The sequence below is a fragment of the Chryseobacterium sp. CH21 genome (assembly GCF_004119445.1).
GTDB lineage: Bacteria > Bacteroidota > Bacteroidia > Flavobacteriales > Weeksellaceae > Chryseobacterium.
Map to the genome: position 1 here is coordinate 50,540 of NZ_QICI01000062.1, position 14,549 is coordinate 65,088.

The window sequence follows — 14,549 nt, forward strand, 5'->3', positions numbered from 1 at the left end:
AATTAAAACAAAGCCGGAATTTTGAAACCAGGCAGACTGTATCTTCCAGCCTCCAGCTTCATTCTTCCCGCTTAAAAAACTTAGACATAAATATGAATACACTGGAAAAAGCGAAACTTTGGTTAAGTGATACCTTCGATAAAGAAACGAGAGATGCTGTACAGACATTAATTGACAGCAATTCACCTGATCTGGAAGATTCTTTCTACAGAGAACTGGAATTCGGTACAGGAGGTATGCGTGGAATAATGGGAGTAGGAACCAACCGCTTGAATAAATATACATTAGGACAGGCTACTCAAGGATTAGCCAACTATATGCTGCAGCAGTTTAAAGGAGAAGAGATTAAAGTAGCCATCGCTTATGACGTTCGTCATAACTCAAAAGAATTCGGGAAACTGGTAGGAGATGTTTTGACAGCCAACGGAATCAAAGTATTGCTTTTCAAAGATCACAGACCCACTCCGGAGTTGTCTTTCACTGTTCGTGATAAAAAATGTAATGGAGGAATTGTATTGACAGCTTCTCACAACCCACCGGAATATAACGGTTACAAAGTATACTGGAATGACGGAGCACAAATTGTTCCGCCTAATGATGAAGCGATCATCAATGAAGTATATTCTGTGAAATTTGAAGAAATTAAATTCAACGGAAATGATGATCTGATTGAATGGATCGGAGAGGAGCAGGATGATGTTTATATCGATGCCTGTATTGAAAACTCTACCTATCAGAATGTTGGAAAAGAAAATTTAAATATTGTTTTCACGTCTATCCACGGAACAACCTATACTACCATTCCGAAAGCTTTAGAAAAAGCTGGATTCAAAAAAATAGATCTTGTAAGAGAACAGATGATTCCGAGCGGAAATTTCCCTACCGTAGATTCTCCAAACCCGGAAGAGCCTGCAGCGTTGGAAATGGCAATGGATCTGGCAAGAATTACCAATGCAGATATCGTGATCGGAACAGATCCGGACGGAGACAGATTAGGGATTGCAGTAAGAAACCTTGATGGTGAAATGCAATTATTGAACGGTAACCAAACCAACACAATTCTTACGTATTACATTCTGAATGAATGGAGAAAACAAGGAAGAATCACCGGAAAAGAATTTATTGGTTCTACAATCGTAACTTCGGATATCTTCTTTGATATTGCACAAAAATTCGGAGTAGAATGCAAAGTAGGTCTTACCGGATTCAAATGGATCGGAAAAATGATCCGTGAAGCAGAAGGAACACAAAAATTTGTATGTGGTGGTGAAGAAAGCTTTGGATTCATGACCGGAGATTTTGTTCGTGATAAAGACTCTTGCGGAAGTATCCTTGTGGCTTGTGAAATTGCTGCATGGTGCAAAGCCAACGGAAAAACAATGTACCAATACATGATTGAGATCTATGAAGATCTTGGAATGTATTATGAAGGATTAATCAATATCGTAAGAAAAGGAAAAGAAGGAGCTGAAGAAATTCAGAACATGATGAAAAACTTCCGTGAGAATCCTCCAAAAGAATTGGCAGGTTCACTGGTAGAAGAAGTGAAAGACTTTAAAGAACAGACAAGCCTTACCATTTCTACGAATGAGAAAAAAGTAATGAATGGCATTCCGAAATCTAACGTTTTGATCTATTACACTCAGGATGGAACAAAAGTATGCGTAAGACCTTCAGGAACAGAACCAAAAATCAAGTTCTATGTTTCAGTGAAGGATTCCATTACTTCAGAAGCTGATTTCAGAGACAAATTAAAATCACTGGAAGCTAAAATCGGAGCTGTTAAAACAGATTTAAAACTGGATTAATTCTCCGAAAACAGCAGATGATCAAAAAAATAATAGCAGTTTGCCTATTGTCTGCAGCTGTAGTTTCCTGTAAAAAGGAAGCTGCAGTTTCAGATACAAAACCAGTAAACGATTCGGTTGCTACAACGGAGACCAAAGAAGATCAGTACAAACCTATAGACACAGCTTGTTCATCTTCTAACAAAACAGAGGATTATATTACATCTCTCCAATGGTATCGTACCAAAATCGAAAAAGAGATGGCAACTAACAGTCCGGAACAGAACGACAGAGTATACGAAAATTATTTAAAAATAAGAGGAAAGTATACAGAATGTCTGATGAACCTTCATGCTGATGTCCTGAATAAATATGTGAATTATTATAACTATGATAAGGATCAGTACAATTTTCCGGATAATGTTAAAAAAATAGCTTCAGAACTGATGAAAGCAGGTCTTGAATTCAGAGAAGTAGGAGAAGGAATAACTGAAATATGGACCATTCCGGGATATTATTCTTCTCTTTTTAAGAATAAAGTGACTCCGGATTATGAAGTCTATATTTCACAGACTGATAAAGAAAGTGAAACCAATTATGCAGCAGATGCAGGATTGATTATCAGCTGGGAACAATTAGGTAATAGATTGATTTTCTGGGAGAATTTCATGAATGAATATCCTGAAAGCAAGCTGATAAAGACTGTAAAACAAGACTATAACTACTATTTGTCCGATTATCTTTTAGGAATGGATAATACACCCACTTACGAAAGAGAACAGGACAAAGGAACCGGAAAACTAAACGATGAAAACAGAGCGGAGTTCAACAGGATGATCAAAAAATATCCGAATTCCAATACGGCAAAAAAAGCAAAAGAAATAATTACCCTTTTTGATGCACAAACGCCGGTAGATCAAATATATGAGAAGATTCATGGAGAACGATAATATAAATTTAAAATAAGAAAAAGTGAAAGTTTCAAAATTAGCAGCGAACCTGATCGGTTCTGAAATTGTAAAAATTGGTAACGAAGTAAATGACCTAAAAGCAAAAGGAGCGGAAATTGCCAATCTTACTATTGGTGATCTGAATTCTAATATCTATCCTATTCCGGCATTGCTGAAGGAAGAGATTCAGAAAGCATATCAGAATAATCTGACGAACTATCCTCCTGCAAACGGACTTTTATCTTTAAGAAAAGAAGTTTCCAAAGACCTTAAAAAGAGATGGAACCTTGATTATTCTCCTGAAGACATACTGATTACTGCAGGATCAAGACCTTTGATCTATGCCGTATACAAAACGATCGTAGATGAAGGAGATAAAGTAGTATATCCTACACCATCTTGGAACAATAATCACTATGCTTACCTTACTTCAGCCAATGCTGTAGAAGTAAAAACAAAGCCTGAAACCAATTTCCTTCCGACTGCTGATGATTTAAGACCTCATTTGGATGGAGCAGTATTATTGGCATTATGTTCACCATTGAACCCTACAGGAACAATGTTTACAAAAGATCAGCTTTCAGAGATCTGCGAATTGGTCATTGCTGAAAACAAAAAAAGAGGAGCAGACAAAAAACCGTTATACTTAATGTATGACCAGATCTATTCTTGCCTTACTTTTGGTGCTGAGCACGTAGATCCGGTTTCTCTTTTCCCTGAAATGAAAGAATATACGATCTACATCGACGGTATTTCAAAATGCCTTGCAGCAACAGGAGTACGTGTTGGATGGGGATTCGGTCCTGCTCATATCCTTGATAAAATGAAGGCGCTTCTTACTCACGTTGGAGCATGGGCACCAAAACCGGAGCAGGAAGCAACTGCCAAATTCTATGAAAATCCAGAGAATGTAAATACTTTCGTTGACGATTTTAAAGCTAAACTTGAAGAAAGCTTAAAAGTTCTTCACGGTGGAATTCAGGATCTAAAAGGAAAAGGACTTGCTGTTGACAGTATTGAACCGATGGGAGCTCTTTACCTTACCATTCAATTAAACTATATCGGAAAAACAAAACCAGACGGAGCTGTCATTGAAAACTCTTCAGATCTTGTTTTCTATTTAATTAATGAAGCAGGAGTAGCATTAGTACCATTCTCAGCCTTCGGAGAAGAAAAATCAGAACCTTGGTTCCGTGCTTCTGTAGGAGGATTAGCGGTAGATGAGATCAAAGTAATGCTTCCAAAACTGGAAAGCGCTTTGAATCAATTAAAGTAATTTTCTGATAAAATATAAACTTCGGCTCTGCCCGGCATGACACTGCTTGATCTCGAAAAGAGTATGAACCATGTCACGCTGAGCAGAGTCGAAGTGTTTTTACATCCCCTAAAAAACCATGAAACTTCCACAGAAATATTTTCTAGAAACAAAATATTTATTTTTTTCAACTTTGGCGATTATAACGATAGTAATTTTAAGCGTATGGCTTTCAGGGAAAGCAGATCATCGTTCACTATTTCAGAATTCAATCTTATCAACTTCTGTTTTGGGCGGAGCATTTTTCCTTTTTATCAGTATAGGGCTCTATTCGGGTTTGAAGTTAAAAGATAACATAGGAAACATTTTAAACAAAGAAAGAATACAAAGATATGCTGATAAAACACCAAAATTTGATGGTTTCGATATTGATATTCATGATGCCGGTGATGGAATAGGAGGAGTTATTCTTTCCATTCTTGCATGGATTGTAATTTCTATTCTGCTCATTTTTCTTTCTTATTTTTTTGGACTTTTCTTTTGGTCGGCAGTATTCTTACTGGGCGCAATTTTGTACTGGATATTTTTCAGAGCACTAAGATTGGTTTTTAAAAACTCAGGAAAATGTAAAGGAGATTTGTTAAAAAGCTTTGGATTCGGATTTTTTTACTCTTTTCTCTATATTTCCTGGATGTATGGAATTATTTTTTTGATAAAATATTTAAATTGAAGTTGCGTTTATTTATAAAAAATTAAATAAATATTAAAAATTAAATTACTTCTTTGTAGTAAGCTCAACTAGGAATTATCTTTGGGGCTTTTACACACACTTAAATATAATAAAGTCGAAAATTACACGATGAAAAAACTGAGATTTCTACTCTTACCAGTTTCAATACTGGTATGCTCACAAGAGGTTGATACACTGAAGGTAAAGGAGCTTCCCAAGGAACTCGAATTACCAAAAGTACAAACCTACACCCTAAAAGACGGATCTGTCAGAACGTACCCAAAACCTAAATTATTAGATTTTGTAACCAAACTACCCAGAAACTTTATCAATACCAATAAAGATTTTGTAGCTCAAGACCACGCTTACTATCTTGGAGGAGCTGTTGCAGCTACGTTGATTCTTTTACCAGTTGACCAGAAACTGATTGACAATTCCAGAGAGCTGGGAGAAAGATGGGGAATGGACAAAGATAATAACTACACCAAAGTTGGAGGTGTTTTTAAGATTCCAAAAGATATAGGATCTACCTTGTATCTGATAGGAAACGGTTCTACATTAGTGTTACTGGGAATTGGTTTTGGAACGTATGGTTTGATAAAAAATGATTACAGAGCACAGGCTACAGCCAGTGGTTTGATGGAAAGTTTAATTCTTTCAGGAGTTTTTACCCAGACTATTAAAAGAATTACCGGGAGAGAAAGCCCTTTTATTGCAGAAATCAACGGTAATAAAGGAGGTGCATGGAATCCCTTTCCAAGTTTTTCAGCATTTGGCAAGAATACCTCGAATTATGATGCGATGCCATCAGGGCATTTAACGACTTTTATGGCGGGTATCACCGTGATTGCAGACAACTATCCGGATGCAAAATGGATCAAACCGGTAGGATATACCTTAGCCGGAGCACTTTGTTTTCAAATGATGCAGAGTAAAGTTCACTGGGCTTCAGATTATCCTTTAGCTTTATTAATGGGGTATTTTATTGGAAAAACCATCTCAAAAAGCAGATACACTTCATCTGAAGGAACAATCGGAAAGACAAAATATAATCTGAACTTTACTGCATCCCGCCAATGGGAATATAATATGGTAGGCGTAAAACTCTCTTTTTAAACTGCTGAAATCTCTGTTTTGTAGAGTAGATAAGATACTTTTCACTACATTTGATCTCAGGATAAAAGGTTTATTCAGGCTTTTGTAAATGCCGGAATGAAACCTGTTGATTTAAAAGGAATTACTTAATATCGTATTGAATGAAAATAATCGCTGTCATCCCTGCGCGCTATGAAGCAAGCCGTTTTCCCGGGAAATTAATGCAAATTTTAGGAGAAAAAACCGTGATCACCACAACCTATCAGAATGTAGTGGAAACCGGACTGTTTGACGAAGTATTTGTCGCTACAGACTCCGAAATTATTCTTGATGAAATCGTAAAAAACGGAGGTAAAGCCGTAATGACAGGACAGCACGAGACCGGAAGCGACCGTATTGCTGAAGCTGTACAGAATATAGACTGTGATATCGTGATCAATGTTCAGGGAGATGAACCTTTCCTGAAACTGGAACCTTTACGCCAGCTGATTGAAGTTTTTAAACATGATGACCAGCAGGAAATATCTTTAGCTTCTTTAAAAATACAACTGCACGAAAAAGAAGAGATTGAAAATCCGAATAACGTAAAAGTGATTACCGATAATAACGGTTTTGCCTTGTATTTCAGCCGTTCCGTAATTCCTTTTCACAGAGAAGTTTCCTATGATGTAAGCTATTTTAAACATATTGGAGTATATGCTTTCAGAAAAGAAGCTTTGCTGCAGTTCTCAAAACTGGCGATGAAACCATTGGAAATATCAGAAAAGATTGAATGCATCCGCTATCTTGAATATGGGATGAAAATCAAAATGATAGAAACCAATTTCGTTGGAGTAGGCATTGATACACCTGAAGATCTGGAAAAAGCCCGAAAATTAATTTAAAATCAGTAAAGCTGGTAAAGTAAATTGGCAAATTGCCCTTTTAGCACTTTTGAGTTTTTGCAATTTTACATAAATCCCCCTATATTTGAATTTATAAATAAAATTAATGAAGAAGTTACTATTCGTATTTGGACTGATATTTTCGCAAGTGATATTTGGACAGACCGCAAAGGAAATTATTGACAAAAACATTGAATTATCCGGAGGGTTAACCAATTGGAAATTACTGAACTCAGTATTGCTTCAGGGAAAAGTAGTATTGGGAATCAAAGATGAATATCCGATCAGAATTTTTCAGCAGCGTCCGAATCTTACTAAAACATTGATTACGACCGGAGGAAAAGAAACTGCGATTGAAGGTTTTGATGGAACTAAAGGGTATGCAATGAATTATGCGGCCAATAAACTTCAGGAATATCCTGAATATGTGCCGGAAAATTTTGATAACGACTTCATTGACTGGGAAAATAAAGGATTTGATGCCAAATACCTTGGAAAAGAAAAAGTAGGAGAGATCTACTGCCATAAAGTGGAACTTACCAAAAACGTCAATAAGAATATGTATTACTTTGATACAAAAACTTATATGCTGATCAAAGAAGTGAAAAAAGACGAAACGCTTGTCTATTCTGATTTTAAAAAAATAGGAAACCTTACAATGCCTTTCAGAATAGAATCTTCCAGTACTAAAAAAGACGGAGACTATGTGATGCTACTAAACAAAATAGACATCAATAAAGTATTTCCGGCTAATATTTTCAAGTTTTAATTCAATTGCAGTTCGCTGTATAAAATGATAAAAAATGAAAAAGATTTTTTTAATGTTGCTTTCATTCGTTGCATTCCTGCAAAGCTGCACCAATCAAAAAAGCGAAATTTCAAAAGCTAAAACCAACGAACTTATGGGAAAAACAATATATGACTTCAAAGTAGAAAGTCTTGATGGTAAAGAAATCAATTTTGCTGATTTCAAAGGAAAGAAAATCCTGATCGTCAATACCGCTTCAGAATGTGGATTTACCCCTCAATATGCAGATCTTGAGAAAGTATATGAGCAATATAAAGATAAATTGGTTGTCATAGGTTTCCCTGCTAATAACTTCGGAGGACAGGAACCTGGAACCAATACTGAAATTGGAGCTTTCTGCCAGAAAAACTATGGCGTAACATTCCCAATGGCGGCCAAAGTTTCCGTAAAAGGTGATGATACCGCACCAATCTTTAAATTTTTAACAGAGAAAGAATTAAACGGAGTAAAAAATACAAGTATCCTTTGGAACTTCACCAAATTCCTGGTAGATGAAAACGGAAAGCTAATAGACACTTTTGTAAGTACTACAAATCCTAACGGTGAGGCGATTACAAAGTATCTGAAATAAAGATAAAAAACTATATTTTTACAAGTGGGTGTTTACATCCACTTTTTTTATTTTTAAACCTAATAAATACTTCTTATGAAAAAAATAATTTTTACTTTTTGTGTCCTGGCTTCTTTTATGTTAGGATTTGCTTTTAAGGCTGTTACGGAAAACAAGTCTGATGATATGAAAAGAGTTACCGGTATTGGTGGAATCTTTTTTAAATGCAAAGATCCTAAGAAAATGAGAGCATGGTATGAAAGCCATCTGGGTCTCAATACCAATGAATATGGAGCCGTATTTGAATGGTTTCAAGGTGCTGATAATTCTAAAAAAGGATTCAGCCAGTGGAGCCCTTTTAGTGAAAAAACAAAATATTTCTTGCCTTCCGAAAAAGATTTCATGATCAATTACCGTGTAGAAAACCTTGAAAAGCTGGTGGAACAGTTGAAAAAAGAAAATGTAACCGTAGTTGATAAAGTTGAGACTTACGAATACGGAAAATTTGTCCATATCATGGATATTGAAGGCAACAAAATAGAGCTTTGGGAGCCCAATGATATTGAATATGAAAAACTAGGACAGAAAATGAACAGCAAAACAACAAAATAGGGAATAGATGATAGGTAATAGGTAGCAGAATTTAGGAATTAGGTTTTAGGGAAATTAATGATGAGAACTTTATCTTTAACCCGAACCTAATTATCTCGCATCCCAAACCACGAATCATTCATTACTCTTCTCCGCAAAACAAAAGATATTTCCAAGTTTGATGCTGGAGTAGCCATTGCTTTTTATTTTCGAAGAATTAATCATTGCCTTTGCCAGAATATCAGTCGGCAGGGGCTTTTGACTTTCTAACAGTCCAAGTTTATTGGCAAATTTGATAATCCGGCTGCCTAAAACTTCGCCGGTTCTTTCAGAATCTTTTCGCTCAAGCATTCCCGGTTTGAAAATAGTAATCTTATTGAAGTGGAGTTGTTTTACAGCTTCTTCCAGTTCCCCTTTCATTTTAGAGTAGAAAATTTTAGATTGGGGATTTGCGCCATAAGCCGACACCAGAATATAATCTTCCACCTCATTCTCTTTCGCTGCTTTTGCGAATTCATACTGATAATCAAAATCTACTTTCTTCTGAGCCTCTTTGCTTCCGGCATCTTTTAAAGTAGTTCCCAGACACGAAAATGCAACATCTCCCTTCACCATCTCTTTCCATTCTTCGGGTTTTTCAAAATTCACAACATGAATCTTAAGTTTATCATTCTGGATATCGACAGGTTTTCTGACAAAAATATCCACTTCATCAAACTCTTTGTCATTCAATAACTGATTAACCAGATCTTTTCCTGTGGCGCCTGTAGCACCTATTACCAGAGCTTTCATAATAATTGTGATTTTGCGGGATTATTTCTTTCTTAAATTTACTAAATTTGAATCAAAGATTAAAGAATTATATTATTTAATCAGTACTAATTACTGACCAATCATTACTCATAACTGCATGGATGCCAACGAGATTTTAGACTATTGTCTTGCTAAAAGAGGAGTTACGGAAAGCTTTCCGTTTGATAACGAAACACTTGTAATGAAAGTAGATACCAAAATGTTTTTACTGATGGGGCTTGAAAGGCAACCGTTAGCAATCAATGTAAAAACAGATCCAGAGTGGAGTGCAGAGCTTCGCGAGCAATATCCTCAGATCACAGGTGCTTATCATATGAACAAAACCCATTGGAATTCTGTATTATTGGATGGCTTGAAAAAAGATTTGATCTTTAAACTTATTGACCAGTCTTATGATTTGGTGTTTAATTCTTTAACAAAAAAAGTTCAAAATGAAATCAATAAATCTCAATGATATAGTATGAATAAGGTATAAAAATTGATATCAAATAATCAGAAATATAAACATATGAAAAATAAACTCTTATTACTGGTAGCTGTAGCAATATTGGCAAGTTGCTCCAAAGAGGATAGGAAAAATCCTTCCGGGGCTGATACGCAGAAATCTGAAAATGTAAAGGTATCTGAGAAAAAGGAAAATTTGAAATTGGAATTTACAGGTTCAGATCATTTTGCTATTAAAAATCCTAAATTTAAGGTAAGTTTATATGCTCACGATCCACTTATGGCAGATGCTCCGGCTACATTAATTACCGAACAGGAGTATGAACAGACATCGGTGCCGTTTACAATCGATATGCCAGTTCCTCAGGATGCTGCCAGTCGTATTGATCCCAAAATTGCAGACCGTATGAAATATTATGTCTCCATCAAATGGGATTCTGACGGGGATGGCAAAGCAGGGGAAAAAAGAGATATTTATATCGACCATGACAAAGAATTTCCTAATGTGAAATTGAATGGAGAGCCGCAGAAGATTTATCTTAAAATATTAAAATGAAAAGAATACCAGCGATCTGTTGGTATTTTTTATAGTTAGATGAATTAAAACTGCTGATTTAAACGTGATAGGTTTTTAAAAACCTATCACGTTTAAGCGTTACTCATATTAATTTAAAGAAGATCTAAAATTCAAATTCTTCTGTAAGCATTTTGTCCTCATTCAGCCTTTCAATCAGTTTTTCAAGACCTTCAAATTTAATTTCATCATGAAGGAAATCTCTAAAGCTGACTGTTATTTTTTCATCATATATATCGTCATCAAAATCCAGAATATAAACTTCAACAGTTAATTTTTCTCCATTTACCGTAGGGTTGGTTCCAACACTCAGCATTCCTTTATATTGGTTACCTTTTATAAATACTTCTACAATATAAGCTCCTTTTTTAGGCAAAAGCTTAATAGATTCCGTATCAATATTGGCGGTTGGATAGCCAATTGTTCTTCCGATTTTTTTCCCATGAACCACAGTTCCGGAAACAGAGTAGGAATATCCAAGCATTTCGTTGGCTTCTTTGATATTTCCTGATAAAAGAGCATTCCGAACTTTTGTTGAACTGATATTATTTTCGTGGATGTTGATGGCTTCCATTTGTTCTACTTCAAAGTCAAGTTCCTTGGATAGTTTTTGAAGAAGCTCGAAGTTTCCGCTTTTATTTTTCCCAAAAGAATGATCGTAACCTATAATAAGGTATTTTACATTGAGTTTATCAATTAAAATCTGACGTACAAATTCTTCTCCGGTTAAATTTCTGAATTCTTCATCAAATTCTTTCAGGAACAGATTATCAATACCGTATTTCTCAACCAGCTGTTTCTTTTCTTCCAGCGTATTCAGCAGTTTTAAATCTTCATTAGGATTAAAAACAAACCTTGGATGCGGCCAGAAAGTAAGGATAGCAGTCTCCAGATTGTTCTCTGTGCCTATTTTAGTCAGTTCATCAATGATACTCTTGTGCCCGAGATGTACTCCGTCAAACATCCCTAAAGACAATGCTAAAGGCTTCTGTGAGGAATAATCTGTAAAATTCTTGAAAACTTTCAAAACGGAAAAATTTGATTGCAAATATAGAAATAATGTACCAATGTATCAATATAACGATAGAGTAATACCTGTAACCTTAACATTACTACCCTGATACATTGCTATATCGGGATATTGCTAAAATAATCTATTCTCAAAAAGCATGATAAAAATCTTTTTTTTACCAATTGCGGGTTTATGAAGAATCACTATATTTGCACCAAGAAAAAATTTAGCAATGGCAAACCAAATTAAAGGTAAAATTTCTCAAATTATTGGTCCGGTAATCGACGTTGTCTTCACAGATGTGGAAGCTGTTCCAGCAATCTATGACGCGTTAGAAATTACAAAAGAAAACGGTGAAAAAGTAGTTTTAGAGGTAGAACAACATATTGGCGAAGATACAGTAAGATGTATCGCAATGGACGCTACTGACGGTCTTAAAAGAGGGCAAGACGTAATTGGATACGGAAATCCTATTATGATGCCAATCGGTGAGGCTGTAAACGGAAGACTATTCAACGTTGTTGGTGATGCTATCGACGGACTTCAAAATATTTCTAATGAAGGTGGTCTTCCAATTCACAGACCAGCTCCAAAATTTGATCAACTTTCAACTTCTGCAGAAGTTTTATTTACAGGTATTAAAGTAATTGACCTAGTTGAGCCTTACGCAAAAGGAGGTAAAATTGGATTGTTCGGTGGTGCCGGTGTAGGTAAAACAGTATTGATCCAGGAGTTGATTAACAATATTGCAAAAGGACACGGAGGTCTTTCTGTTTTCGCCGGAGTAGGTGAAAGAACGAGAGAAGGAAATGACCTTTTGAGAGAGATGTTGGAATCAGGTATTATCAAGTATGGTGATGATTTCATGCACTCTATGGAAAACGGAGGTTGGGATCTTTCTAAAGTAGACTTAGAAGCTATGAAAGATTCAAAAGCTGCATTCGTTTTCGGACAGATGAACGAGCCGCCAGGTGCAAGAGCGAGAGTAGCACTTTCTGGTCTTACATTGGCTGAGTACTATAGAGATGGTGGAGAAAGCGGACAAGGTAGAGATGTACTTTTCTTCGTAGACAATATCTTCCGTTTTACACAGGCTGGTTCTGAGGTATCTGCACTTCTTGGTCGTATGCCATCAGCGGTAGGTTACCAACCAACGCTAGCTTCTGAAATGGGTGCGATGCAGGAAAGAATTACTTCAACTAAAAATGGTTCAATTACTTCAGTACAAGCGGTATACGTACCTGCGGATGACTTAACTGACCCGGCTCCTGCAACTACGTTTGCTCACTTGGATGCAACTACGGTACTTGACAGAAAGATTGCTTCATTAGGTATCTATCCAGCGGTAGATCCACTTTCTTCTACTTCAAGAATCCTAAATCCTGAAATCTTAGGTCACGATCACTATAACTGTGCTCAAAGAGTAAAAGAAATTCTTCAAAGATATAAAGCGCTTCAGGATATCATCGCAATCCTTGGTATGGAAGAACTTTCTGAAGAAGATAAATCTGTTGTATACCGTGCAAGAAAAGTTCAGAGATTCTTATCTCAGCCTTTCCACGTAGCAGAGCAGTTTACAGGTATCCCAGGATCATTAGTTGATATCAAAGATACTATCAAAGGGTTCAACATGATTATGGATGGTGAATTAGATCACTTACCAGAAGCAGCTTTCAACTTGAAAGGAACCATCGAGGAAGCTATCGAAGCTGGACAAAAAATGTTAGCTGAAAACGCTTAATAATTAGACATAAAGATAACAGATACAAGACATGAGACTTTAACGTTGTCTGAAATCTGAAATCTGAAATCTTCAAATCTAAATTAAAATGAATATAAAAATTTTAACACCAGAATACGTAGTTTTTGAAGGAGAGGTAGACTCAGTATTATTGCCTGGAAAAATGGTGAATTTCACATCATGAAAAACCACGCAGGAATCGTTTCTTCTTTGATTGGAGGTGATGTAAAGCTTTTTGCTAATTCTATTGATGAAGCTTTTGCTAAAAACTTCACTAAAGAATCCAGAAAAGACTCTGTTTTTGCTTATGCGATCAAAAGCGGTGTTGTAGAATTTAATCATAATAAAGGTATTATCCTTTGTGAATAATTAAATGAAAAGCTAAATATATTTTCAAGAAAGTGTAACTTTGTGTTACACTTTTTTTATTTATGTAAAAGTCTGATGGTATGAAGAAAGGCATAATCATATTCTTTACAGTTCTGGGTGTTTTCCTCCATGCCCAGAATATCAAAACCAAGAGAGGAATTATCAATCTTGACGGCATTCCGGTAGCTAAGCTATCCAACAAATCCAGCGAATATACGTTTATGGATCTAAAGGAGACTCCGCTCTATACGATAAAATTCATTGATAAAAGTATCGTTGATTCTGTTCGAGACAGCTATATCAGTGTGAATAGAGTCTATAACAGGGATAAAACAATAGAAATTGATTATTCATCACCTTCTGCATTCTCAGGAGAAGAAAAATCTGCCGTTTTTACTTCGGTTAAAGACCTTAAAATTATTGATAATAAAGGGATCAATGTCAAAAATCTTGATGAACTTTTTTCAAATGTTCCAAAGAGAAAACTTGATACTAAAACTAAAGATGCTTATGCTATCAGAAAGAAAATAGATAAAATGAATATTGAGGTCAATAAAGTAGGGGAAATCCTTAGTAATGGCGTTCCGGTGGGGTATTTTACGAATTTACCTGTAAGTTTCGGTTCAGAAGACACCATCATGGACAAGACCCCTCTAGATATTGAGATTTATGATGCTAAAAGTAAACTTATCGGAAGATATATTACCACTACAAAACAGTTGAAAACAGCAGGAGGGAAGTCATTTACCATCTATAAGGAAATGTCTGGCAGAGCTTCTATCTTAAAGTTTCCAACTTATAAAGCACTCGCTGAACGTATGGCCATAATGGATCCTAATTTTATTAAAATTCAGGAGAAAGTGTCTGTAGGAACCGTATCAAAGGAGACTCCTAATTGATTTATCTGATAAAAGGAATAGCTTATTATCAATAGAAACGGGCTTTA

At 35.8% G+C, this 14,549-nt stretch carries 15 protein-coding genes and 1 pseudogene; 14 read left to right on the top strand and 2 right to left on the bottom strand.

The genetic code is table 11. The annotated features are described in order from the left end of the window. Positions 1 to 92: 92 nt before the first annotated feature. The 9 genes from BOQ62_RS13105 (at position 93) to BOQ62_RS13145 (ending at position 8,671) form a co-directional block, all read left to right on the top strand. Positions 93 to 1,808, top strand: a complete 1,716-nt coding sequence (locus BOQ62_RS13105) for a phospho-sugar mutase (protein WP_129040127.1) — start codon at positions 93 to 95, stop codon at positions 1,806 to 1,808. Positions 1,809 to 1,825: 17 nt separating this feature from the next. Continuing rightward, positions 1,826 to 2,737 carry a hypothetical protein gene (locus BOQ62_RS13110; RefSeq protein ID WP_129040128.1) on the top strand — a complete coding sequence of 304 codons (912 nt, stop codon included), beginning with the start codon at positions 1,826 to 1,828 and terminating at the stop codon, positions 2,735 to 2,737. A 22-nt stretch (positions 2,738 to 2,759) separates the two neighbouring features. Beyond that, the gene (locus tag BOQ62_RS13115) at positions 2,760 to 4,013 is read left to right on the top strand and encodes a pyridoxal phosphate-dependent aminotransferase (RefSeq protein WP_129040130.1); all 1,254 of its coding nucleotides are present in this window, start codon (positions 2,760 to 2,762) and stop codon (positions 4,011 to 4,013) included. A gap of 118 nt (positions 4,014 to 4,131) precedes the next feature. Beyond that, a complete protein-coding gene (locus BOQ62_RS13120) occupies positions 4,132 to 4,722 on the top strand; it encodes a hypothetical protein (protein ID WP_164976746.1) in 591 nt (196 codons plus the stop codon). Positions 4,723 to 4,851: 129 nt separating this feature from the next. Further along, positions 4,852 to 5,838 carry a phosphatase PAP2 family protein gene (locus tag BOQ62_RS13125; protein ID WP_129040134.1) on the top strand — a complete coding sequence of 329 codons (987 nt, stop codon included), beginning with the start codon at positions 4,852 to 4,854 and terminating at the stop codon, positions 5,836 to 5,838. A gap of 140 nt (positions 5,839 to 5,978) precedes the next feature. Further along, entirely contained in the window at positions 5,979 to 6,701 is a 723-nt protein-coding gene (gene kdsB / locus BOQ62_RS13130; protein ID WP_114822332.1) for a 3-deoxy-manno-octulosonate cytidylyltransferase, read from the top strand. A gap of 106 nt (positions 6,702 to 6,807) precedes the next feature. After that, on the top strand, positions 6,808 to 7,470 hold the full coding sequence (locus BOQ62_RS13135; protein ID WP_129040136.1) for a histidine kinase: 663 nt from the start codon (positions 6,808 to 6,810) through the stop codon (positions 7,468 to 7,470). 34 nt (positions 7,471 to 7,504) lie between these two features. Further along, entirely contained in the window at positions 7,505 to 8,080 is a 576-nt protein-coding gene (locus tag BOQ62_RS13140) for a glutathione peroxidase (protein WP_129040138.1), read from the top strand. 75 nt (positions 8,081 to 8,155) lie between these two features. Then, on the top strand, positions 8,156 to 8,671 hold the full coding sequence (locus tag BOQ62_RS13145; protein ID WP_317127380.1) for a VOC family protein: 516 nt from the start codon (positions 8,156 to 8,158) through the stop codon (positions 8,669 to 8,671). Positions 8,672 to 8,785: 114 nt separating this feature from the next. Here the strand turns inward: BOQ62_RS13145 and BOQ62_RS13150 are convergent, their stop codons facing one another. Continuing rightward, positions 8,786 to 9,442: an NAD(P)H-binding protein gene (locus tag BOQ62_RS13150; RefSeq protein ID WP_129040140.1), complete on the bottom strand. Its 657-nt coding sequence runs from the start codon at positions 9,440 to 9,442 to the stop codon at positions 8,786 to 8,788. Positions 9,443 to 9,560: 118 nt separating this feature from the next. Here BOQ62_RS13150 and BOQ62_RS13155 point away from each other — a divergent pair, with 118 nt between their 5' ends. Then, positions 9,561 to 9,917 carry an MmcQ/YjbR family DNA-binding protein gene (locus tag BOQ62_RS13155; protein WP_129040142.1) on the top strand — a complete coding sequence of 119 codons (357 nt, stop codon included), beginning with the start codon at positions 9,561 to 9,563 and terminating at the stop codon, positions 9,915 to 9,917. A gap of 54 nt (positions 9,918 to 9,971) precedes the next feature. Further along, on the top strand, positions 9,972 to 10,463 hold the full coding sequence (locus tag BOQ62_RS13160; protein ID WP_129040144.1) for a hypothetical protein: 492 nt from the start codon (positions 9,972 to 9,974) through the stop codon (positions 10,461 to 10,463). Between the two features lie 124 nt (positions 10,464 to 10,587). Here BOQ62_RS13160 and BOQ62_RS13165 read toward each other — a convergent pair whose 3' ends face one another. Beyond that, positions 10,588 to 11,508: a bifunctional riboflavin kinase/FAD synthetase gene (locus tag BOQ62_RS13165; RefSeq protein WP_129040145.1), complete on the bottom strand. Its 921-nt coding sequence runs from the start codon at positions 11,506 to 11,508 to the stop codon at positions 10,588 to 10,590. 217 nt (positions 11,509 to 11,725) lie between these two features. Between BOQ62_RS13165 and atpD the strand changes: the two genes are divergently transcribed. The 3 genes and pseudogenes from atpD (at position 11,726) to BOQ62_RS13180 (ending at position 14,502) form a co-directional block, all read left to right on the top strand. Next, positions 11,726 to 13,234 carry a F0F1 ATP synthase subunit beta gene (gene atpD, locus BOQ62_RS13170; protein WP_129040147.1) on the top strand — a complete coding sequence of 503 codons (1,509 nt, stop codon included), beginning with the start codon at positions 11,726 to 11,728 and terminating at the stop codon, positions 13,232 to 13,234. Between the two features lie 88 nt (positions 13,235 to 13,322). Next, positions 13,323 to 13,603 (top strand): annotated as a pseudogene (locus BOQ62_RS13175) (FoF1 ATP synthase subunit delta/epsilon). 80 nt (positions 13,604 to 13,683) lie between these two features. Then, positions 13,684 to 14,502 carry a hypothetical protein gene (locus BOQ62_RS13180; RefSeq protein ID WP_129040149.1) on the top strand — a complete coding sequence of 273 codons (819 nt, stop codon included), beginning with the start codon at positions 13,684 to 13,686 and terminating at the stop codon, positions 14,500 to 14,502. Positions 14,503 to 14,549: the final 47 nt, after the last annotated feature.